The sequence below is a fragment of the Deinococcus aerophilus genome (assembly GCF_014647075.1).
GTDB classification, from domain to species: domain Bacteria; phylum Deinococcota; class Deinococci; order Deinococcales; family Deinococcaceae; genus Deinococcus; species Deinococcus aerophilus.
This window is the reverse complement of record NZ_BMOM01000017.1, coordinates 37,678-58,261: the sequence shown is the minus strand read 5'-3', so window position 1 is coordinate 58,261 and position 20,584 is coordinate 37,678. Positions and strand designations below refer to the sequence as shown.

Genomic DNA, 20,584 nt, shown 5'->3' with positions numbered 1-20,584 from the left:
GGGCCGCCGGACTTTCTTTCCCCTTCCGGCCCCAGGTGACCCGCTGTGGACCCCGTCACGCTGATTCTGATTCTGTTTGTGGTGGCCCTGGTGCTGTTTGCCACCGAGTGGCTGCCGGTAGACGTGACGGCCCTGGCCCTGCTCGCGGCGCTGCTGCTGAGCGGTCTGATCAAGCCCCAGCAGGCCTTTGCCGGCTTTGGCAGCGACACGGTGCTCACGCTGGCCTCGCTGTTCATCCTGACCCGCGTGTTGCTGCGCGCCGGCGTCATCGAGTGGATCGGGGTCACGCTGGCGCGGCGGGCGCGCAATGCCGGCGCCATGCTGCGCGGTCTGCTGGGCACGGTGGCGGGCATCAGCGCCTTTACAAGCAATACGGCGACCACCGCCGTCTTTTTGCCGGTGGTCGCGGGCGTCTCGCGCCGGGCGGGCATCAGTGCCAGCCGGGCGCTGATGCCGCTGGCCTTCGCGAGCATTCTGGGCGGCACCGTCACCATCATTGGCACCAGCACCAATCTGGTCGTCTCCGGGGCGCTGCCGGTGGCCGGGCAGCGCCCGCTGGGCTTTTTCGAGCTGGCCTGGGTGGGCCTGCCCATAGCGGTGGTGGGGCTGCTGTACCTGTTCTTCATCGCTCCGCGCCTTCTGCCGGTCCGGGACGCTGCGCTGGAGGAGTCGCTGCGCGCGTATCTGGCCGACCTGACGGTGCAGCCGGGCAGCCCGCTGGTGGGGCAGACCCTGCGCGGCACGGGGCTGGGCCGGGACCACGGCCTGACGGTGGTGGCGGTCCGGCGCGGCTCGCAGACCCTGTACGCTCCCAGCGCCGAGTTTGTGGTGGAGGAAGGCGACACGCTGGCGGTGGAGGGCCCCACCGAACGCATCCTGTCGGGCAAGAGCACCCTGGGCGTGGTGAGCAAATCCGAGCAGAAGCTGCGGATGGTCCCCAGCGAGGACGGGGACGTGCGGCTGGTCGAGGCGGTGGTGCTGCCCGGCTCGCCGCTGCTGGGCCGCACCCTCAAGGAGGCCCGCTTCCGCGAACGCTACGGGGTCTCGGTTCTGGCGCTGCACCGCCGCGCCCGGCACTTTGAGCGCCTGGGGCGGCTGCGCGTGCAGGTGGGGGACGTGTTGCTCGTGCAGGGCGGCGCAGCCCGCATTGCCTCGCTGGGCGAGTATCTGGCCGTGATGGGCGACCTGACCACCCGGCAGAGTGATCCGCGCCGCGCGCCGCTCGCGGTGGCGCTGTTCGTCGGAGCGGTGGGCCTGGGGGCCTTCGGGGTGGTGCCGCTGGCCGTCGCGGTGGTGTCTGCCGTTGCGCTGTGTCTGGTTTTCCGGCTGATCTCGCCGGAGGAGGCCTACGGCGCGGTCGAGTGGCCGATCATCGTGCTCGTCGCGTGCATGCTCGCCTTCGGAACGGCCTTTGAATCCACCGGGGCGGCCCGCGTCCTGACCGGTGGGCTCTCGGGCGTGCTGGAGCCGCTGGGGCCCTACGGACTGCTCGCGGCGCTGTTCCTGGTCACGGTCGCCCTGACCCAGCCCATGAGCAACCAGGCGGCGGCGCTGGTGATGCTGCCCCTCGCCATCGGCACGGCCAAGACCCTGGGCTACGATCCGCGCCCCTTCATCATTGGCATCACGGTGGCGGCCAGCAATTCGTTCATCACGCCGCTGGAGCCTTCGTGCATGCTCGTCTACGGCCCCGGCCGGTACACCTTCATGGATTTTGTGCGCGTCGGCTCGGGGCTGACGCTGCTGACCTTTGTGGTGGCTCTGCTGATCATTCCGCGTGTCTGGCCGTTCTGAAACCGCAACAGGTTCAGAGGTGGGGGCAGGCCGGACGGTGCGCTCGGCCTGCCCCCAGCCTGCGGCAGAAACTCAGATGAACACGGGTCAGATGAACAGCGGCGCGTCGGGATCGTCGTGCAGCGGCCTGTCCTTGCGCGCCAGCAGCGCGGCGGCGGTGCCGATGCCGATGACCGCGCCGATGCCGATCACGATCAGCGTCCAGGTCATCAGCGCGTGCGAATGCTCAGAGGGTCGGTCCGGAACCATGCACGCAGCATAACAGTCCGCCCAGGGGCTGAGGCGGATGGGAGGGGCAGCGCGGGCCCCGGTCCCGTGGCCCCCTCAGCCTCTGTAAGCCGGATCAGTCGGCGGAAACCGCCTGGATCTTGACCTCGGGCCCCTCCGCCGGCTCGGGAGGCACCAGTTGGCGGGGCAGTCGGCGCCACAGCGCGAGCAGGGCGAGCAATCCCAGAACGCTCAGGGTGATCAGGCCCCAGCGCGAGCCCAGGCGGCCCTCCTGGTCGATCAGGCGGCTGGCGAGCAGCGCGCCGGGCGGCCCCATGCCGACGAGCACAAAGGAATACAGGCTCATGACGCGCCCGCGCAGGTGGTCGGGAATGGTCAACTGCACGGAGCTGTTCGCGCTGACCAGCAGGCTGAGCATGCCAAAACCGCACGCCGCCAAGACCGGTACGGCGAGCAGCGGCCCGGGGGTCAGTGCCAGGACCACGCTGGATACGATCAGGATCACGGCGCCGTAGCGCAGGTTGCGCAGGGGATTGGGCTTGCTCGCCTGCCACAGCGCCCCCGCCATCGCCCCGATGCCAAAGGACGCCGAGAGCAGGCCGAAGGTGGCCTCGCGCGCCCCGAACACCACCCGGGCATAGTACGGGATGATCACATTGAAGTTGATCACGGTCAGGCTCAGGGCCCCGACGAGCAGCATGACGTTGCGCACGCTGGGGGTGCCGCGCACGTAGCGCAGGCCCTCTCCAATGTCATCCAGGACCCGGCCGCGCCGCGCCCCAGCCCGCGCCGGAAACGGCAGGGTGGCGAGCACGTACAGCACGGCTGCGAACGAGGTGACATTCAGGTAAAACGGCAGGGCCAGACGGGAGATGTTGCCCGCGTCTCCCCCTGCGAGCAGCCGGATGCCCAGCACCGCCACCACGCCGAACAGCGCCTGCCCCAGTGTGCGGCTGACATTGAACGACAGGCTGTTGAGGGCCACCGCGTTCGACACGGCGCTGCGCGGCACAAAATCCACCACCATGCTCTGGCGGGCGGGCATGTCAAAGGCATTGGCACAGCCCGAGACGAAGGCCAGGGCCATCACCAGCGGCAGCGATACGACGCCCATATGGGTGGTGACCGCCAGCGTCAGCCCGGTGATCAGCAGCACGAGCTGGGTGGCGACCAGCACCCGGCGCCGGGGCAGGCGGTCCACCATGGCCCCGGCGAACATGGACAGCAGCAGGCTGGGCGTGAACTGCGCGACCGTGACCCAGCCCAGCGCCGCGCTGCTGCCGCCCGAGAGTTCCAGCACCAAGTACTGCTGGGCGGTGGCCTGCATCCAGCTGCCGACCAGCGACAGCAGTTGCGAGAACCAGTAACGGCGGTAGTGGGGGTGGCTCAGCGCGCTGAAGGTACGCGTGCGCCACGCTTGGGCACGCGCGAACACCTGCTCAACATACGCCCGCCGGGGCCGCCGACTGTGCCGGGCTTACCGGATGAAGGCCGGCTGGGGGCGCGGGCAGGTCTGACGGCCTGTGTGTGTGGACAGTGCCCCTGGGATGGCAGTGGTCCCGGTTGCCGGGAATCTGCATTCTGCTGGGCCGCGTGCAGGCCCGGCGCGCTACACTGAGGAACGCTTCATATTCGTGTCCGACCTCGCCAGGAGGCTCCCTATGTCCACCTGCACCCACCTCAATTCGATCCGCGAAGTTACCCCCAGTGCCCACGGGTGTGAGGAATGCCTGAAGCTGGGCGACTCCTGGGTGCATCTGCGCCTCTGCCTGGAGTGCGGCCACGTGGGCTGCTGTGACTCATCCAAGAACAGACATGCCAGCGCGCACTTTCTTGCCACCGAACACCCGCTGGTGCAGAGCGCCGAGCCGGACGAGGACTGGCTGTACTGCTACGTCGACAAGGTCACGTTGTACCCCAATCAGGGGCACCTGTGGTTGGGCAGCTGGCGCAAATAAACACGCCAGCCGTCTGCAGGGTCCGGGGAAGAGGGCTCAGCGTTTCCAGCGTCCCCGGCCCCGCATCCCGGCCCGGCTGCCGGGCGAGCTGGTGTGGGCGCGGATCCGCTCGTCGTCGTAGCGCAGCATCACCGCCAGGCGGGCGCGGCTGATGATGTGATGCGGGTGCTTGGGCACGAAGGCGGTCACGATATCCAGGTGGCCGTCGCGGGCGTGCTGCACGACCACGTGCAGGGGCAGGGCCACGCCGCAGGCCTCGAAATACCCGCAGACCAGCCAGCGCCGGTCTTCCGGGTAGACGGCCCGGACGCGCCCGGAGAGCAGCACGTTCATGATGTCGTGTTCCAGAAAGCCCTCGGCCCGGGCATGGCCGATGGCGTGCGGACACAGGTGGTAGCGTCCGTCGTACACGGCCTCGCGCAGCCGGGCGTGGGCACGCGCTACGTTGAAGTCGTCGGTGGCGATTCCCGAGAGTTCGGCCTCACGCTGGGGTTTGACCGGGGCCGGGCGCACCGCGCGGACGGGAGGCGGGGTGGGCGCCCGCCGGGCCGCCTTCTCGGCGCGCGCGAGCTGGGCCCGCAGGGCAAGCAGATCGGTGCCGGTCTGAAGTTCCGGGCGGGGCGGGGCCGTCAGGGGTTCCTGGGTGGGGCGCGAGTGGTCGCGGTGGCTGGCACGGCGGACATGGTCCGGTCCGCGTGGTTTGCTGGACTGTTTCGTCACGGCGAAAACACCTCCCGAAAACCGCCGGCCTCCCCACCCTCCTTCTGTTCTGGGAGGCCTGAACGTCACCTGGCCCCAAAAAAGGAAAAGGCCCCTCAAACACGGCTTCGTGTCTGTGGGGAGGCAGGCGGCGTACCCTGTTCAGGGCATGGGCCGAGCATAGCACGAAGAGGGCTGGAAGCGGCGTAAGGCGCGCACCAGACAGTGCGCGGGCCACCTTCTAGGCTGGGGGCAGCCGAGGCCAGACCGCGTTACCTGCTCGCCGCCCCTCTCCTGAGCTGGAGGTTTTCCCCATGATCCGTTCCCTGCGGGCCACCGATCTTCCCGACCTGCTTGCGCTGCTGCACTGGATGGACGATTCCCCCGAGCGCGAGGTCTTTGCTCCCGATTCCCGGGACGTGCGCGAACTGCAACTCGAATGCGAGGACAGCGTGTGTCTGGTGGATGAGGGCGAGGACGGTGTGCAGGCCTACTGCGCCCTTTCGCCCTTCCGCGACGGACTGGTGCTGGAGGGACCGGTAGGTGAGGGCGGCAACCTGCGCGCCCTGCTGGCCCAGGCCTCCCGGCACACCGACGGGCTGCCGGTTTACGCCTTCTGCGCCCGCGACAACCAGCCTGTGCGGGACGCGCTGGAGGCGGCAGATTTCACGCCCATGCACAGCACGGCCTTTTACGCCGCGCCGCTGGACCAGGTACGGGCGGCGGCCGTGCCGCCGGACTGTGGGGTGGTGCATGCCCTGCCCATCGCCGAGTACCGCGCCCTGTTCCGCGCCGCCGAGGACGCCTGGGCTGGCCGTCTGGACTGGACCCCCGAGCAGTACGACGCGCACTTTGCAGACGACGACGTGCGCCTGATCGCCTTGCAGCGCGGCGCGCGCCCGGTGGCCTTTGCAGAACTGGAGTTCAATGCCGAGCAGGCGCGCGCCGACGTGACCTACCTGGCGGTTCACCCCGCCGAGCGCGGTCAGGGACTGGGCCGCGCCCTGCTGGCCCTGGCCGCCGCCGAGGCCCGCACCCGTCCCGAGATCAAGACCCTGCGGGTGCGCGCACACGACCACATGCGCCCGGCCCGCGCGCTGTACGCCCGCTCGGGCTTTACCCACTGCCGCAGCATCGTGACGTACCTGCGGGACGGAGAAGAGGAGGCGTAGCGCCCGGTGCCGGGCAGGTGCAGGGGAACGGTGGCGGGATGCTGAGGGTCGGCTCCATCGTCTGGGGAGTGGAAGATGTGGCGCGCGGGGTTGCCTTCTGGCGGGCGGCCCTGGACTGCGTTCCGCGCGAGGCGCCGGAGGCCGACTGGGCAGTACTTCTGCCCCGTGAGGGCCACGGCGTGCAACTCGCCCTCAAGCGCGTGACTTCCCAGGCGGCCAGTCACCGGCGGCACCATCTGGACCTGTATGCCGCCGATCAGGCGGCGGAGGTGGCCCGCCTGATGGCCCTGGGCGCGCGGCGGGTGGAGTGGCGCTATGAACCGGACGCGGATTATGTCGTGCTGACAGGCCCCGACGGCAACCGCTTCTGCGTGATTCAGAAGGATCCGGCGTGGTTCGAACGCTGAGGGACGCCACAGATCTGGAGCCGCCGCCGCGCTAGCCTCGGTGCCTATGGGCAAAAAGGACCGCCGCACCCCGCGCACCGCCTTCGTGACCCTGCGTGACATGCCGGGCACGCGCGTGATGTTCTGGGTGGTGGACGACTGCCCGTACTGCGGCGAGCGCCACCTGCACCTCGCCGGCCATCTGCGCAGCGCGGACCCCGGTGAAACGCTGGGCGAGTACCCGGCTCCCTGCGACCCGGCGCGCAGCTATGAGCTGGCCCTGCCGCCCCGGCCCAAGCGCAAGCAGGGCAAGGAGGCCCGGCGCAAGGCCAGACGCGAGGGCCGCAGCGAGGTGCTGGACGAGGAGTGGTAGAGGTGGCCAGAGCACAGAGCTGATGACGAAAAACAGGAGGGCGGTGGCATGGGGCCACCGCCCTCCTGTGCTGTTCATGCCTGCTCAGCCCTCCTCAGTGCTGCATGTCGCCCATTGATGGGGGGGGCAGAGGCTCGGCATTCCGCGCCCGCAGCATATCCGTCATGGTTCTGACCTCTGCGGCCTGACCCGCCTGAATCTGGCGGGCCAGCGCCTGCACCTCGGGGCGCACGCCCGCGGCCACGGCGGGCCCGGCCATCTGCAGCGCCCCCTGATGGTGGCGGGTCATGAGCTGCAAAAAGGCCACGTCGGCCTCGGCGGGCGGCAGGGTGTCCAGGGCGGCCACCTGCTCCGGGGAGGCCATGCCCATGCTCAGGGCGTGCTGCGCGCCCATGCCCACCCCACCCCAGGGCCGGCCCCACAGCGTCAACCAGCCGCGCATCTGCCCGATCTGCTCCTGCTGTGAGAGCATGATGTCCAGCGCCAGCGTGCGCACGGCCTCGTCCCGGCTGCGCTCGCGGATGCGGGTGGCCATGTCGACCGCCTGGGCGTGGTGCTGGATCATCTCGCGCACAAAACGGACCTCGGTGCTGGCTTCGGCGGGGCCCCGGCCTCCCCCCTGACGGGGAAGGAACAGCAGAACCGTCAGCAGGGCCACCAGCGCGAGCAGCGCGGCAAGAAGGACGTTTCTGCGAACGGAAGCGGTGCGGGACATGGCGGGCAGTATAGAAAGCGTGCTCCGGGCATTGGCCCCGCCGTAGACTGGCCGCAATGGCAAATGCAGTGGACACTTCCCGCCTGCTGGGTGTGGACACCATCTCCGGCATCGTGCGCGGCGCCTGGAACGAGGCGGTCCAGGCAGCGCTGCAGTACGGCCCAACGCTGGTGGTGGCGCTCGCGCTTGTGGTTCTCTACTCGCTGGTGTTCTGGGGAATGTCCCGGCTGCTGCACGGCATGGTCAAGCGGATGGTCCCCCCCGACGCCCGGCCCCTGACCCACCGTATTCTGCGCACGGTCCTGCGCCTGACCCTGGTGATGCTGGTGCTTGTCTCGCTCTCGGCGCTGTTCGTGCCGCTGGCTCCGTACGGACCGGCGGTGTTCCGGGTCTATGCACTGCTGCTGCTGCTGTACGTGGGCTGGGGCCTAATCCAGCGCTTTGTGTCCCAGCAGACCGAGCGCTGGGGGCTGGACGCCAGCCTGGAACTGCTGCTTAGGAACGTTGTTCAGGCGGTGTGGGCGGTGGTGGGTCTGTACCTGATCTTCCAGCAGTTCGGCGTGAACCTGCTGCCCATCCTGGGCGGGCTGGGGGTGGTGGGACTGGCGGTGGGCTTCGCCGCGCAGGACATCCTCGCCAACCTGATCAGCGGCGTGACCCTGCTGCTCGACCGGCCCTTTCGCATCGGCGACTGGATCCGCGTGAAGGACCAGGAAGGCCAGGTCAGCGGCCTGACCCTGCGCACCACCCGCATCCGCACCCGCGACAACGAATTTGTCAGCATTCCCAACAAGGAGGTGGCCGGCGCGGTGGTGGTGAACCTCTCGGCGGGCGGGCCGCTGCGCCTGAACGTGCTGATCGGTGTGGAATACAAGGAGCGGGTGGAGGACGTGCGCCGTGTGCTGCTGGGGGTGCTCGCGCAGCATCCCCGGGTGGAGCCGGAACCGGCCCCCCTGGTTCTCGTCCGCGAACTGAACAGTTCCAGCGTGGACGTGATCATGCGTTTCTGGGTCAGCGAGGCCAACATCGCCTCCTATCCGGTGGTCACCATGCAGATCACCGAGGCCGCCAAGGAAGCGCTGCAGGCCAGCGGCATGGACATCCCCTTTCCCCACCTGCAACTGCACATCGACGGGGCCAAAGGGCTGGAAGCGCTGTTGCCCGCCGCGCTGGGCCGTCCGGCCATGCCGGAGCGCGGGGAGCCTTGAGGGGCCGGAGGGGCCCGGGGGACCGCCCATCCTGGACCGGGGTGCTGGGCGGCGCGGCCACCGGGGCGGCGCTGGGGGTGCTTGCCGCCTTCCTGGGCGAGGTGCGCGCCCCCGGGGGTCTTCTGCTGGGCCTGATCGGCGCCGCAGGGCTGGCCGGGGCCTTTGCCCCCAGCCGCCGGGTGCTGTTCGTGGGAGCGGGGCTGATCTCTCTGCTCGTGTCGCTGTGCCTGCTCACGCCCGCGCTGCGTCTGCCGCTGCAGGCCCTGAGCGTCTCGCAGCCCCCGCAGAGGGCCGACGCCATCGTGGTGCTGGGGGGCGGCGTGCAGTGCGGTACGCGGGCGCTGGAGGCGAGCAGCCTGACCCGGCTGGTGCGCGGCCTGGAGCTGTGGCGGGCCGGGTACGCGCCCACCATCACGGTCTCCGAGCAGTCCGATGTCTTTTCGGCCACCTGTCCCAAGATGAGCGTCATCGAGCGCGAATACATCCGGGCGCTGTATCCGCAGGGCGGCCCGCAGGTCGTCACCCTGCACAACGTCACCACCACGCGCGACGAGGCCGCCCGCGTGCGGGATCTGGCGGCGGCGCGCGGCTGGGCACGGGTGCTGCTCGTCACCACCCCCAGCCACTCGCGCCGCGCGCGCGGCATCTTTGAGGCCCAGGGAGTGGAGGTCATCAGCGCGACCGCCTCCGAGACGCGCTACGACCCGACCCTGCCGCTGCCTTCTGACCGGTTGTACGCCCTGAGGGCCGTGCTGTACGAGGGTCTCTCGCGGCTCAAGGAGGAGCTGGGGGGAACGCCGGAGCGCTGAGCAAAGCCGGTGGATTCCCGCTCCGCGCACTGCGCCGCGTGCCCCGGCTCCCGTAGACTGGCCGGATGACGTCTTCTCCTCCCACCATCACCATCATCGGCGCGGGCCTGGCCGGGTCCGAGGCCGCGCTGGCCGCCGCGAACCTCGGCGTGCGCGTGCGCCTGCACGAGATGCGGCCCGTGAAAATGACCCCGGCCCACCGCTCGGGCGGTTTTGCCGAGCTGGTGTGCAGCAATTCGCTGGGCGGCGAGGGCGAGATGCAGAGCAAGGGACTGCTGCAGGCCGAACTGCGCAGCGTGGGCGGCGCCATCGTGACGGCGGCAGACGCCTCCAAACTGCCCGCCGGAAACGCGCTGGCCGTCGAGCGCGACGAGTTCAGCGCGCGCGTGACCGACGCCGTGCGCGGCCATCCCCTGATCACCGTGGTGCCCGGTGAGGTGGAGGCCGTGCCGGAGGGCATCGCCGTGATCGCCTCCGGCCCGCTGACGGGTGACGCGTTGGCCGCCGATGTCGCCCGCGTGACCGGCTCCGAGCGCCTGAGCTTCTATGACGCCGCCGCCCCGGTGATCGCTTTTGAGAGCATCGACATGACCGTGTGCTGGCGGGCCGGGCGCTACGATCAGAGTGCCGATTACATCAACTGCCCCTTTACCAAGGACGAGTACCTGGCCTTCTTCGGCGCCCTGGAAAACGCCCGCAGCCACACGCCGCACGACTGGGAACACCTGGAATTCTTCGAGGGCTGCATGCCCATCGAGGAGATCGCCCGCCGGGGCGTGGACACTCCCCGCTTCGGGCCGATGTCGCCCAAGGGGCTGGACGACCCGCGCACCGGGCGCTGGCCCTACGCGGTGGCGCAGCTGCGCCAGGAGGACCGCGAGGGCCGGCTGTGGTCCCTGGTGGGCTTCCAGACCAGCCTGAAGTGGGGCGACCAGAAGGCGGTGGTGCAGCTGATTCCTGGCCTGCAGAACGCCGAGATCGTCCGTTACGGCGTGATGCACCGCAACACCTACCTCAATGCCCCGCAGGTGCTGGAGAACACGCTGGCCCTGAAGGCGGACCCGCAGAAATTCGTGGCTGGCGTGCTCGCGGGCACCGAGGGCTATCTGGAATCGGCGGGGACCGGCTGGCTGGCGGGGACCAACGCCGCGCGGCTGGCGCTGGGCCAGGCCCCCCTGACCCCGCCCGAAGAGTCTATGCTCGGCGGCCTGGTGCGCTACCTGGCCAGCGCCAACCCCAAGAATTTCCAGCCCATGAACGTCAACTGGGCGCTGGTCCCCGAGCTGCCCGCGCCGGAGCCGGGGCCGAGTGGCAAGGTCCGCAAGCTGGGCAAGCGTGAGAAACGTCCAGTGATGTTCCGCCGCGGGCTGAGCGCCTTCATGGACTGGGCGCGGGACGAGGCGGGCCTGAGCGTGGCCCCACCCCCCGTGCCGCATCAGAAGGAAACCCCTGAGGCGCAGGCCCAGCCCGTGCTGCGCTGAGCCCGGGCGCGGGCAGCGGTCACTGTCTGCCGTCGCCGCAGAACACGCCGCCATCTGTGCTCGCCATCCGCCGTTTTCCCCTATGGTGAGGGAGTGAGCGCTGTGGGCATGGATGGTGGGGGAGAGCAGACGGAAGTGTTGATTTACGGCCTGGGCCGCAGTGGGCGCGGCGTGGCCCGTTTCCTGGCGTGTGAGGGATGGCGGGCCGGGTGGCACGACGCCCGTCCTTCGCCCGAGGACGAGGCGCTGATGGCCGAGCTGGGCTTCGCGCGGGGCGATCTGGACGCAGGGTACGCGACTGTGGTGGCCGCGCCCGGCGTGCCCATTGACCACCCCGATCTGGAGGCGCTGCGGGCACGCGGGGCGGAGGTGATCGGGGAGGTCGCGCTGGCCGCCCGTCTGCGCCCGGATCTGCCTCTCGTCGGCGTGACCGGCACGGCGGGCAAGGGCGGCACCACCGTCCTGACGGCGCACCTGCTGCGGGCGTGCGGCGTGAATGCGCTGGAGGGCGGCAACATAGACCCGCCGCTGCTGGACGTGGTGGATCACGCCGAGGTCGCGGTGGCCGAGCTGTCGAGCTTTCAGCTGGAGCGGGTGCCGGGGCTGCGGCTGCCGGTGGCGGTCATCACCAACCTGGGCCTCGACCATCTGGACCGCCACCGCACCGAGGCGGCCTACCACACCGCCAAGCTGAACATCACGGCGGGGCAGGAGGCCGGGGACGTGCTGATCGTGCCTGAAGGCCTGACCGTGCAGACGCGGGCGGAGGTGCGCCGGTTCTCGCCGGAGCGGCTGGCCCTGCAGGATGGGGAAGAGGTGTTGCCGGTGGCCGAACTGCCCGAGGGCATTCACCCGGCGAATGCCGCCGCCGCGCTGCTCGCCGCCGAGGCGCTGCTGCACCGGCTGCGCCGCCCGGTGCAGCGGAGCGTGCTGGCCGACGCCCTGCGTGCGGCGCAGCCGGTGGCCGGCCGCTTCGAGACGGTGGCGCGGCGCGGCGGGGTACGCTTTATCAACGACAGCATCGCTACGCGCACCATTGCCGTGCAGGCCGCGCTGGAACGCTCGACGCCCCCGGTGGTCTGGCTGGTGGGCGGGCGCGACAAGGGAGCCGACCTTGCCCCGCTGCGTGAGGCGGCGCGGGGCCGCGTGGTCCGGGTGATCGCCTTCGGCGAGGACGGCGAGGCGCTGGCCCGTGGGCTGGAGCTGCCGTTTACCGCCGTGCAGGGACCGGACGGTGACGAGACCATGCGCCGGGCGGTGGGGGCGGCCGTGCAGGTGCTGGAGGGGTCGCCGGAGGGCACGGTCCTGCTGGCCCCGGTGGGTACCAGCTTCGACCAGTTCCGGGACTATGCCCAGCGCGGCGAGAGTTTTCGGCGGGCGGTGGAGGCCCTCGAAGCCCTGCAGGCACCGCCGAACGCACCGGAGGCAACGGCATGAGCCTGCAACTGCTTATTGCGCAGGTGCTGCTGATGGTCTTGGGGCTGCTGGCGGTGGCCACCGCCCGCCCGGACCTGATCGTGGACCACGGTTTCAAGACGCTGCTGGCCCTGGGAGTTACCTTTGCAGTGGCCCGCCTGCCGCCCCGCACCTTTCTGCGGCTGGGACCGCCGGTATGGTTGTTTACCCTGTTGCTGCTGTTTCTGGTGCTGATCATCGGGGTGGGCACAGAAACCAGCAGCGGCACCAAACGCTGGCTGGATTTCGGCGGGCCGTTCCGCTTTCAGCCGTCCGAGATGGCCAAGCTGGGGCTGGTGATGATGCTCGCGTCCTTCTTCTCGCGCCGCGGCGTGCAGAACAAGCTGGTCAGCGCCACCGTCATGATCCTGCTCACCACCGGGCTGATCTTCATGGAGCCGGACCTGGGCAGCAGCGTGCTGATGTTCGGGCTGGGCATCATCCTGATGTACGCCGCCGGGGTCCGCATCAGCAACATCAGCGGCTTTATGCTGGCGCTGGGGCTGGTCGCCATTCCCATCTTCGGAAGCTACCTGGAAAAACATCCCTACATCCTGGAGCGCTGGCAGGGCCACCAAGCGCGCGGCGACGAGGCGGGGATGGGCCTGGACCAGATCGGCTTCGCGCACCGTGACCTGAACTTCGGCGGGCTGTGGGGCCTGGGGCCGGACGGACCGCGCTACCAGTACTTCGCCGCCCACACCGACATGATTGTCGCGTCGGTGGGCTTCACGTCGGGGCTGCTGGGGGTCGCCATGCTGCTGTTCAGCTACTGGCTGATCGTGTCCACCGCCCTGCAGGCCTCGCAGCTCGCCGCCCGCATCCGGCCCATGTCGCCCGAGATCCACGGCGCGAGCATCCTGGCCACCGGGGCCATGTTCATGATCGTGGGGCAGGCCTTCGTGAACCTGGCGGTCGCCGCCGGGTTCTTCCCGGTAACCGGCGTGCCGCTGCCGCTGGTGAGCTACGGATTTTCCAGCATGATCACCATGAGCATCGCGCTGGGCATCATCCACTCGGCCCTGCGCGAGGTCCGGCGCAACCTGCCCCAGACCACCCCGGTGGCCGAGGCCGACGTGGTGGCCCTGCCCGCCGACTGACCCGTCACACCGCCAAAGAACAGGCTCCCAGCCCGTGATGGTCTGGGAGCCTGTCTTTATGGGCCCGTTTACATGTTGTGCAGCACGTTCATGATGTCGCCGTCCTTCATCACATACTCCTTGCCCTCGGTGCGCACCCAGCCCTTGCTCTTGGCGGCGGCCCAGCCTCCGGCCTCCACCATCTTGTCCCACTCGATGACCTCGGCGCGGATAAAGCCGCGTTCCAGGTCGCTGTGGATCGCCCCGGCCGCCTCGGGGGCCTTCTCGCCCTTGTGGATGGTCCACGCGCGCACTTCCTTCTCGCCCGAGGTGATGAAGGTGATCAGGCCCAGCGTCTCGTAGCCCACCTTGACAAGCTGATCCAGGCCGCTCTCGGTGACCCCGAGGTCGCTCAGGAACTCGCGCGCCTCGTCCTCGGGCATCTCGGCGAGTTCGCCCTCGATCTGGGCGCTGATCTTGACCACCGAGGCGCCCTCGGCCGCGGCGTACTCGCGCACCTGACGCACGTACTCGTTGTCGGCCGTCAGGTCGTCCTCGCCCACGTTCGCCACGTAGATCACGGGCTTGGTGGTGATCAGCCCAAATTCCTTGGGAATCACGCCCTCATAGCTGCCGGCGCGGGCGGGCTTGCCCTCGCCCAGCACGGCCAGAATCTGTTCGGCCAGCTCGGCGTGCTCGCGGGCTTCCTTGTCGCCGCCTTTGGCTTTTTTCTGCAGGTTGCCCAGGCGCTTTTCCAGGCCCGAGAGGTCGGCCAGAATCAGCTCGGTGTTGATGGTCTCGATGTCGTCCAGGGGGTCGACCGTGCCCGCCACATGCACCACGTTGTCGTCGGCGAAGCAGCGCACGACATGGGCGATGGCGTCCGCCTCACGAATGTTGGCCAGAAACTGGTTGCCCAGCCCCTCGCCCTGACTGGCTCCCTTGACCAGACCCGCGATGTCCACGAATTCCACGAAGGTGGGAATAATGGGCGGCACCCGCTCACCCTTGGTGAACACCCGGCTCAGCGCCGCGAGACGCTCGTCGGGCACGGTCACGCGGCCCACATTGGGTTCGATGGTGGCAAAGGGATAGTTCGCCGCCAGCGCTCCGGCGCGCGTGATGGCGTTGAACAGCGTGCTTTTTCCGACGTTCGGCAGTCCGACAATTCCAATGGCTAGGCCCATACTCTTCACTCCTCAGCCTGCGCCCGGCTCTTCCGCAGGACGGAAGGGCGGCGCGGCAACCCTGACAGTGTACGGGAAGCGGGCCAGGAGATGGGGCGACGGTTCCCTGGTTTCAGGAGGTGGGAACTGCAGTCCGCAGCCACGGCCAGCGGCGCTGGTAATCCGCGATCTTGGCGGCGCACAGTCCGGGGGTGTGGTTGTGCGGGTTGGGGCGCAGCACGCCGGCCTGCAGATCATCCAGGCCATACGGGGCGTAGACCTCGCCGCGCGTATCCACACCCACACAGGTGCATTCCACCAGAAACTGGTCAATGCCCTGGCGGGCGCTGGTCAGCGGCGGGCGTTCCACCCCGAACTTCTGGGCAAACCACAGGTGGACGCGGGCCTGATTGCGCACCTGTACCTCGACGTTCAGGTCGGCGAACAGCGCCCCGGCGCGGCGAATCACCGCGTCCTCGGCGGCGTAGCTGAGGTCGGCGTCCCAGTAGAACACGTCGTAATCCCGGATCTGGGCAGTGGGCGGCTGCCCGCTCAGCACGTTCCAGACCGTGCCGAACAGCGCCCCGGCGACCAGATGGGCCTGCGGGGCGCCCAGCTCGGGCAGGCGGTCCAGCACGGCGGCATTGACCGGATTCAGGCGCGCGGCCCGCAAGAAGTCCTGTTCGGTCATGGGCGCTGCGCTCCGGTGACCACGCCCGGAAGGTGTTCGGTGCATGGCCACCTCCGCTCCCAGCCCGGCCAGCTGTGGCCCAGGCGCAGGGCCGGAAGCAGACCGGGCGGCACCGCCAGCCCGCGCGCCCCGGCGATGGCCCCGACCACGCAGGCCACCGTGTCGCTGTCGTCGCCCAGCAGAACGGCGGGTTGCACGCAGCCCATCCAGGTGTCGGCCCCGGCGTGCCGGACGGCGGCCTCCAGCGTGTCCAGCACGTAGCCGCTCTGCGAGGTCAGGTGGCCGCCCAGACCGGCGCGTACCCGGGCCCGCACCTCGGCCCGTGCCCCCCGTTCGCGGTCCCGGAAGGCCGTGTGCGCCTCCCGCGTGTCCACGCCGAAGATGCCGGCGTCCAGCAGGGCGGCGCGGGCGTCGAAGTCATCGGTCAGCTTCAGGGCCGACTCTGCCGCTGCTCCGTACGCTTGCCCGCCGTCCAGCGCCTCCAGCCAGGCCGTCAGAAATACCGAGGCGTACACGCAGCGGGGGTCGGCATGGGTAAGGGCCGTCACGCCGGCCGATTCGCGGGCCAGTTCTGCGCCGCGGAACCCGGCGATCCACACGGCGGCGATCCTCATCAGGCCGCCGTTGCCCGCGCTGTTGTAGGCGCTGGCCTGCCAGGCCCGCACGCCGCCGTCCAGCGTGCCTGCGCCCAGCGCCGAGCGGGTCAGGATTCCCACATCCGGCGGCCCCGCAGCGAGCCACTCACGCAGGGCCGTCCGCACCCCGTTCAGCCCTTCGCGGCGGCCGTAGCCCAGCAGAGTGGCCGCCACCATCTGGCTGTCGTCGGTGGCCTCGCCGGGGGCAAAGCCGAAGACACTGCCCGGCTGGTAGTCGGTGAAGGTCTCGCCGTACTCGGCCCGGATGCGCTCCGGCGACTTGAACTCGGTGGCGGCTCCCAGTGCGTCGGCTGCCGCCAGCGAGAGCAGGGTCGTCAGGGCTCGGGTCATGCCGACATTGTGTCATGGGAGCTTGTGTAGGCCCGCTTCCCCTTCACCCACCGGGGGGGCTGTCCCCGACCCGCCGCCTCTGGGCCGCGCAGGCACTACACTGCGCTCAATCTTATGGTGCGCGGTGATCTGTCGGTCTTTCCGTTTCTCTCGGTAATGCAGTTGCTTCTGAGCAGCGGCAGGGCCGGTGTGCTCAATGTGGACCATGCGCGCGGCGGTCAGCTGTGGCTGGACCGTGGGGAGATCGTGCATGCCCGCAGCCGCAGCCTGCAGGGAGAGGCGGCGCTTCAGGTGCTCGCCAGCCTGGACGGCGGCACCTTCACCTTCGAGCCGGACGTGGCGGTCCCTGAGCGCACCCTGAGCCTGCGCCGGGACCCGGCGCTGCACCGGCTGATTGCCGACAGCGACGGCTGGGCCCCGCTGCTGCGCTCGTTCCCGGACTGGAGCCGCCGGCTGCGCTTCACCGCGAAGTGGACCGAGGCCCAGCCGGTGACCCGCCCCCAGTACCACGCGCTGAATCTGGTCGCGCAGGAACTGGACATCCGCAGCATGCTGGAACGCAGTCCCGAGCTGCCCCGCGCGGTGCTCGAGACCCTGAGGCCCTTCCTGCTCGCCGGGCTGATCGAGGAATTCTAGGCCGGCAGGACCGGGGCAGATTCCCCGGATACCGGGATGAAAATCCGCTCCCCGCGCCGTATACTGGCCGAGCAGTGACCGGGAGGAGTACCCGGAAGGTTGCGCCCACAGGGAGTCCAGGTCGAGGTTGAGAGCCGGGACGGGAAGGCGGCCGGGGAAAGTCACCCGCGAGCACGATGGAAGAAGCCCCCCCAGGGGCCGTAGACCCGTCCGGGCGGCGCCCGTCACCGCGCCTCAAGAGCGCCCGTCATTCAGGCGGGAAGAGCGGTGGTACCACGGGACACGCAGGTTCACGTCTCGTCCGCAGTACAGACGAAGGTCTGGCGGACGGGACGTTTCTTGTGTTTTCTGGAGGGGGCGGGCAATGGTGACGGTGTACAGCAATCAGCAGGAGGCCCGGCAGGATGCGGCGCGGCGTGGCCTGCGCGAAAAGGTGCTGTGTCTGGTCCTTCGGGGCAAAGAGCTGCTCGTGTGCGGGCACGCTGGTCTGCCGCAGGCCGGAACCCAGCTGCCGGCCGGCGGGGTAGAGGCCGGGGAACAGCCTGTGCAGGCCGCCGTGCGCGAGTTGTACGAGGAATCTGGCCTGCAGCTGCCCGCCCCCCGCTTTCTCGTGTCCTACCGGTGGGAAGCCCGGCTGCCCGGGCGCCTCACCTGTCAGGTTTGCCACGCCTACGCCTTCACCGCGCCGCCCGGTCTTCCCGCCGCGTGGAGCCATCCCGCCGACGGCCACACCTTCGTCTACCGCTGGGCCAGCCTGGACGCTCCCGGACTCGACTGGGAGATGGACGCCGCGCTGCCGTATCTGAATTCTGTTCCCGCCCCCCTTCAGGAGACTGCCCATGACTGACGTGCCCCACGACCCCATTGCCGAAAATCCCGAGAACGACAGCGTGCTCGCCAAGGCCTTCGATCCGCAGGGCATCGAGCCGCTGTGGGCGGCGCGCTGGCGCAACGAGCCCTTCCGTGCGGACGCGAGCAGCGGCAAGGACCCCTTTACCATCGTGATTCCCCCGCCCAACGTGACGGGCAACCTGCACCTGGGCCACGCGCTGGACAACACCCTGATCGATACGCTGATCCGCTACAAGCGCATGGCGGGTTTTGAGGCGCTGTACCTGCCGGGCACGGACCACGCCGGCATCAGCACGCAGGTGGTCGTGGAGCGGCAGCTGCGTGATCAGGGCGTGTCCCGCCACGATCTGGGCCGCGAGCGGTTTCTGGACAACGTCTGGGAGTGGAAGGCCGAGTCCGGCGGCATCATCCTCAACCAGCTCACGCGCCTGGGCGTCAGCGCCGACTGGACCCGCGAGCGCTTCACGATGGACGAGGGCCTGAGCCGCGCCGTACGTCACCAGTTTGTCAAGCTGTACCACGACGGCGCGGCCTACCGGGGCGAGCGCATCGTGAACTGGGACGTGGCCGCGCAGACCACCCTGTCCGAACTGGAGATTGACCGCGAGGTCCGCAAGGGCAAGATGACCACGCTGTCGTACAAGCTCGAAGATCCCAAAGCTGCGCCCAGCAACGGTGAGGCTGGGGAAATCCGGATTGCCACCGTGCGCCCGGAAACCATCTTCGCCGATCAGGCCATCGCCGTGCATCCGTCCGACGAACGCTTCACGCACCTGATCGGCCAGCGGGCGCGCATTCCCCTGACCGACCGTTACGTGCCCATCATCGCGGACGAGGCCGTGGAGATGGACTTCGGGGTGGGGGCATTGAAGATCACCCCTGCCCACGATCCCACCGACTTCGAGATCGGGGAGCGCCACGGCCTGGCGCGGCCCAGCGTGATCGATCTGGCCGGGAATCTGGTCTCGGACCTCGTGCCCGAAGCGTTCCGGGGCCTGGAGCGCTTTGCGGCGCGTAAAGCCGTGGTGAAAGCGCTGACCGAGGCCGGCGACCTGCTGGAGGAGAAGGACCACGACACCGCCATCGGTCTGTCCGAGCGGACGAAGGTGCCGGTGGAGCCGATCATCTCCACGCAGTGGTTCGTGCACATGAAGCCCTTCGCGGATCAGGTCCTCGCCGGGCTGGATGCCGGAGACATGACGCTGGTGCCCGAGCGTTACGGCAAGGTCAACCGTGATTGGCTGGAGAACATCCGCGACTGGAACATCTCGCGGCAGCTGTGGTGGGGCCACCAGATTCCAGCGTGGTACGACGCGGACGGCAACATCTACGTGCCCGACCCCGAGAATCCCGACCTGGACTGTGACCAGGATCCCCGTTACGCTCACCTGGAACTGCGCCGCGACCCGGACGTGTTCGATACCTGGTTTTCGTCCAACCTGTGGCCGTTTTCCACCCTGGGTTGGCCCGACACCGACAGCGAGGACTTCCGCAAGTTCTATCCGACGCAGGTGCTCGTCACCGGCTACGACATCCTGTTCTTCTGGGTGGCACGCATGCAGATGGCGGGGTATGGCCTGACCGGGCAGGCTCCCTTTTCCACGGTGATGCTGCACGGCCTGTATCTGGACGCCAAGGGCCAGAAGATGTCCAAGAGCAAGGGCAACGGCATCGATCCCTTGGACCTGTTCGACCAGTACGGGGTGGATGCCTGCCGCTTCGCCTTTGCCTTCCTCAGCACGGGCGGGCAGGACATCCGCCACGATCCCCGACGTTTTGAGCAGGGCCGCAACTTCACCAACAAGCTGTGGAACGCCGCCCGCTTCGCGCTGATGCGGCTGGGCGAGGCGGCCCCTGCTCTGCAGGGCGAGGACGACCTGACCCGCTACGTGCGCAGCCTGCTGCCCGGTGAGGCGGGCGAGGCGCTGCGCAGCCGTGACGCCCTGAGCGCCGTGGTGGCCCGCGACGACCTGACCCCCGCCGACCGCTGGATCATCTCGCGCCTGAACGCCGTGACTGCCGAGGCCAGCGCGCAGCTCGGCGCCTTTGACCTGGGCGCGGCCATCCGCACGCTGTACGCCTTTACCTGGGACGAGTTCTGCGACTGGTACATCGAAGCCGCCAAGCCCGCGCTGGCCGAGGGCCGTCTGGGCAGCATGGCGACCCTCAAGGCGGTGCTCGAGCACATCCTCAAGCTGCTGCATCCCTTCATGCCCTTCATCACCTCCGAGCTGTACGCGGCGCTGGGCCACCGCCGTCAGCTGGCGCTGCACAGCTGGCCGCAGCCCAACCCTGAACTGCACGATGCCGGAGCCACGCACACCTTTGGCGGCCTGCGCGACGCCGTGGCCGCCGCCCGCAGCCTCAAGAGCGAGCTGGGGCTGTCGCCGCAGGACCGGCTGGGCGTTGCGGTGGAGGGAGAACTCGCGGCCACCGTCCACGACAATGCCCGCGTCGTCGAGAGCATTGCCCGCGTGAATCTGGTGGCGGAGCTGGAGGGCCGCACGCTGTCGGCGGTGGAGGGCGGCGTGACCGTCCGCGCGCCCCTGGAGGGCACGGTAGACCTTGCCGAGTGGCTGGGCCGCCAGAAAAAGCGCCTGGCCGAGCTGGACAAGCAGATCCGGCAGGCGCAGGGCAAGCTGAGCAACGAGGGCTTCGTGGCCCGCGCTCCCGCCGAGGTGATTGAGGAAGAAAAGCGCCGCGTGCAGGAGTTTGGCGCACAGAAAACGCGGCTCGAGGCGGTGCTGGCACAGTTCTCCGGCGAGTGAGCCGGACGGGGGAACCGGACTGAGTGTTCTCCCGGTCCGGTTCCCCCGGATCTGGTTCAGACCGACCAGACCGCACAGACGCCGCCCCCACACTTCTGAAGTGTGGGGGCGGCGTTTATTGGGGCTAT

At 69.3% G+C, this 20,584-nt stretch carries 20 protein-coding genes; 13 read left to right on the top strand and 7 right to left on the bottom strand.

Annotation, left to right across the window (positions count from 1 at the left end; translation table 11 throughout):
- Positions 1–45: 45 nt before the first annotated feature.
- Complete coding sequence (locus IEY21_RS11130; RefSeq protein ID WP_188904395.1) at positions 46–1,794, top strand: SLC13 family permease; 1,749 nt, start codon at positions 46–48, stop codon at positions 1,792–1,794.
- A gap of 87 nt (positions 1,795–1,881) precedes the next feature.
- Here IEY21_RS11130 and IEY21_RS11125 read toward each other — a convergent pair whose 3' ends face one another.
- Positions 1,882–2,043, bottom strand: a complete 162-nt coding sequence (locus IEY21_RS11125) for a hypothetical protein (RefSeq protein ID WP_188904436.1) — start codon at positions 2,041–2,043, stop codon at positions 1,882–1,884.
- A 94-nt stretch (positions 2,044–2,137) separates the two neighbouring features.
- On the bottom strand, positions 2,138–3,457 hold the full coding sequence (locus tag IEY21_RS11120; RefSeq protein WP_188904393.1) for an MFS transporter: 1,320 nt from the start codon (positions 3,455–3,457) through the stop codon (positions 2,138–2,140).
- Between the two features lie 226 nt (positions 3,458–3,683).
- Here IEY21_RS11120 and IEY21_RS11115 point away from each other — a divergent pair, with 226 nt between their 5' ends.
- Positions 3,684–3,980 carry a UBP-type zinc finger domain-containing protein gene (locus IEY21_RS11115; protein ID WP_188904391.1) on the top strand — a complete coding sequence of 99 codons (297 nt, stop codon included), beginning with the start codon at positions 3,684–3,686 and terminating at the stop codon, positions 3,978–3,980.
- Positions 3,981–4,016: 36 nt separating this feature from the next.
- On the opposite strand, the gene IEY21_RS11110 is transcribed toward IEY21_RS11115, so the two are convergent.
- Positions 4,017–4,613 (bottom strand): DUF4258 domain-containing protein, encoded by a 597-nt coding sequence (locus tag IEY21_RS11110; protein WP_188904434.1) that lies wholly within the window; start codon positions 4,611–4,613, stop codon positions 4,017–4,019.
- 380 nt (positions 4,614–4,993) lie between these two features.
- Between IEY21_RS11110 and IEY21_RS11105 the strand changes: the two genes are divergently transcribed.
- From IEY21_RS11105 to IEY21_RS11095, 3 genes are read left to right on the top strand one after another with little or no spacing between them, the layout of a single operon-like run.
- Positions 4,994–5,851 (top strand): GNAT family N-acetyltransferase, encoded by an 858-nt coding sequence (locus tag IEY21_RS11105; protein ID WP_188904389.1) that lies wholly within the window; start codon positions 4,994–4,996, stop codon positions 5,849–5,851.
- Between the two features lie 38 nt (positions 5,852–5,889).
- Positions 5,890–6,258 carry a VOC family protein gene (locus IEY21_RS11100; protein WP_188904387.1) on the top strand — a complete coding sequence of 123 codons (369 nt, stop codon included), beginning with the start codon at positions 5,890–5,892 and terminating at the stop codon, positions 6,256–6,258.
- A gap of 46 nt (positions 6,259–6,304) precedes the next feature.
- Entirely contained in the window at positions 6,305–6,610 is a 306-nt protein-coding gene (locus IEY21_RS11095) for a hypothetical protein (RefSeq protein ID WP_188904385.1), read from the top strand.
- 94 nt (positions 6,611–6,704) lie between these two features.
- On the opposite strand, the gene IEY21_RS11090 is transcribed toward IEY21_RS11095, so the two are convergent.
- Positions 6,705–7,325: a DUF305 domain-containing protein gene (locus IEY21_RS11090; RefSeq protein ID WP_188904383.1), complete on the bottom strand. Its 621-nt coding sequence runs from the start codon at positions 7,323–7,325 to the stop codon at positions 6,705–6,707.
- 56 nt (positions 7,326–7,381) lie between these two features.
- Between IEY21_RS11090 and IEY21_RS11085 the strand changes: the two genes are divergently transcribed.
- From IEY21_RS11085 to IEY21_RS11065, 5 genes are all read left to right on the top strand, one after another.
- Positions 7,382–8,533 carry a mechanosensitive ion channel family protein gene (locus tag IEY21_RS11085; protein WP_188904381.1) on the top strand — a complete coding sequence of 384 codons (1,152 nt, stop codon included), beginning with the start codon at positions 7,382–7,384 and terminating at the stop codon, positions 8,531–8,533.
- 41 nt (positions 8,534–8,574) lie between these two features.
- The gene (locus tag IEY21_RS11080; protein ID WP_229753046.1) at positions 8,575–9,342 is read left to right on the top strand and encodes a YdcF family protein; all 768 of its coding nucleotides are present in this window, start codon (positions 8,575–8,577) and stop codon (positions 9,340–9,342) included.
- A 65-nt stretch (positions 9,343–9,407) separates the two neighbouring features.
- Complete coding sequence (gene trmFO / locus IEY21_RS11075; protein ID WP_188904379.1) at positions 9,408–10,823, top strand: methylenetetrahydrofolate--tRNA-(uracil(54)-C(5))-methyltransferase (FADH(2)-oxidizing) TrmFO; 1,416 nt, start codon at positions 9,408–9,410, stop codon at positions 10,821–10,823.
- 108 nt (positions 10,824–10,931) lie between these two features.
- The gene (gene murD / locus IEY21_RS11070) at positions 10,932–12,260 is read left to right on the top strand and encodes a UDP-N-acetylmuramoyl-L-alanine--D-glutamate ligase (protein ID WP_188904432.1); all 1,329 of its coding nucleotides are present in this window, start codon (positions 10,932–10,934) and stop codon (positions 12,258–12,260) included.
- Positions 12,257–13,378: an FtsW/RodA/SpoVE family cell cycle protein gene (locus IEY21_RS11065; protein ID WP_188904377.1), complete on the top strand. Its 1,122-nt coding sequence runs from the start codon at positions 12,257–12,259 to the stop codon at positions 13,376–13,378. The genes murD and IEY21_RS11065 overlap by 4 nt, the downstream gene beginning before the upstream one ends.
- 68 nt (positions 13,379–13,446) lie before the next feature.
- Here IEY21_RS11065 and ychF read toward each other — a convergent pair whose 3' ends face one another.
- The 3 genes from ychF to IEY21_RS11050 all read right to left on the bottom strand — a co-directional run bounded on the left by ychF (position 13,447) and on the right by IEY21_RS11050 (position 16,200).
- Positions 13,447–14,544 (bottom strand): redox-regulated ATPase YchF, encoded by a 1,098-nt coding sequence (ychF, locus tag IEY21_RS11060; RefSeq protein WP_188904375.1) that lies wholly within the window; start codon positions 14,542–14,544, stop codon positions 13,447–13,449.
- 112 nt (positions 14,545–14,656) lie between these two features.
- Positions 14,657–15,214: a nucleotidyltransferase family protein gene (locus IEY21_RS11055; protein WP_188904373.1), complete on the bottom strand. Its 558-nt coding sequence runs from the start codon at positions 15,212–15,214 to the stop codon at positions 14,657–14,659.
- Entirely contained in the window at positions 15,211–16,200 is a 990-nt protein-coding gene (locus IEY21_RS11050) for an ADP-ribosylglycohydrolase family protein (protein WP_188904371.1), read from the bottom strand. Before IEY21_RS11050 ends, IEY21_RS11055 begins: the two co-directional genes overlap by 4 nt.
- A 114-nt stretch (positions 16,201–16,314) precedes the next feature.
- On the opposite strand from IEY21_RS11050, the gene IEY21_RS11045 reads away from it, so the two are divergent.
- The 3 genes from IEY21_RS11045 (at position 16,315) to IEY21_RS11035 (ending at position 20,456) form a co-directional block, all read left to right on the top strand.
- Positions 16,315–16,836, top strand: a complete 522-nt coding sequence (locus IEY21_RS11045) for a DUF4388 domain-containing protein (RefSeq protein WP_188904370.1) — start codon at positions 16,315–16,317, stop codon at positions 16,834–16,836.
- A 364-nt stretch (positions 16,837–17,200) separates the two neighbouring features.
- Entirely contained in the window at positions 17,201–17,683 is a 483-nt protein-coding gene (locus IEY21_RS11040; protein ID WP_188904368.1) for an NUDIX domain-containing protein, read from the top strand.
- Positions 17,676–20,456 carry a valine--tRNA ligase gene (locus IEY21_RS11035; RefSeq protein ID WP_188904366.1) on the top strand — a complete coding sequence of 927 codons (2,781 nt, stop codon included), beginning with the start codon at positions 17,676–17,678 and terminating at the stop codon, positions 20,454–20,456. The genes IEY21_RS11040 and IEY21_RS11035 overlap by 8 nt, the downstream gene beginning before the upstream one ends.
- Positions 20,457–20,584 lie beyond the last annotated feature (128 nt).

Bases quoted from the DNA above. Each gene is read 5' to 3' on its own strand.
- IEY21_RS11050 (WP_188904371.1), bottom strand. From the start codon at position 16,200: ATGACCCGAGCCCTGACGACCCTGCTCTCGCTGGCGGCAGCCGACGCA.
- IEY21_RS11065 (WP_188904377.1), top strand. From the start codon at position 12,257: ATGAGCCTGCAACTGCTTATTGCGCAGGTGCTGCTGATGGTCTTGGGG.
- IEY21_RS11055 (WP_188904373.1), bottom strand. From the start codon at position 15,214: ATGACCGAACAGGACTTCTTGCGGGCCGCGCGCCTGAATCCGGTCAAT.
- murD (WP_188904432.1), top strand. From the start codon at position 10,932: ATGGATGGTGGGGGAGAGCAGACGGAAGTGTTGATTTACGGCCTGGGC.
- IEY21_RS11090 (WP_188904383.1), bottom strand. From the start codon at position 7,325: ATGTCCCGCACCGCTTCCGTTCGCAGAAACGTCCTTCTTGCCGCGCTG.
- IEY21_RS11095 (WP_188904385.1), top strand. From the start codon at position 6,305: ATGGGCAAAAAGGACCGCCGCACCCCGCGCACCGCCTTCGTGACCCTG.
- IEY21_RS11115 (WP_188904391.1), top strand. From the start codon at position 3,684: ATGTCCACCTGCACCCACCTCAATTCGATCCGCGAAGTTACCCCCAGT.
- IEY21_RS11035 (WP_188904366.1), top strand. From the start codon at position 17,676: ATGACTGACGTGCCCCACGACCCCATTGCCGAAAATCCCGAGAACGAC.
- trmFO (WP_188904379.1), top strand. From the start codon at position 9,408: ATGACGTCTTCTCCTCCCACCATCACCATCATCGGCGCGGGCCTGGCC.
- IEY21_RS11100 (WP_188904387.1), top strand. From the start codon at position 5,890: ATGCTGAGGGTCGGCTCCATCGTCTGGGGAGTGGAAGATGTGGCGCGC.
- IEY21_RS11125 (WP_188904436.1), bottom strand. From the start codon at position 2,043: ATGGTTCCGGACCGACCCTCTGAGCATTCGCACGCGCTGATGACCTGG.
- ychF (WP_188904375.1), bottom strand. From the start codon at position 14,544: ATGGGCCTAGCCATTGGAATTGTCGGACTGCCGAACGTCGGAAAAAGC.
- IEY21_RS11085 (WP_188904381.1), top strand. From the start codon at position 7,382: ATGGCAAATGCAGTGGACACTTCCCGCCTGCTGGGTGTGGACACCATC.
- IEY21_RS11045 (WP_188904370.1), top strand. From the start codon at position 16,315: ATGGTGCGCGGTGATCTGTCGGTCTTTCCGTTTCTCTCGGTAATGCAG.
- IEY21_RS11105 (WP_188904389.1), top strand. From the start codon at position 4,994: ATGATCCGTTCCCTGCGGGCCACCGATCTTCCCGACCTGCTTGCGCTG.
- IEY21_RS11040 (WP_188904368.1), top strand. From the start codon at position 17,201: ATGGTGACGGTGTACAGCAATCAGCAGGAGGCCCGGCAGGATGCGGCG.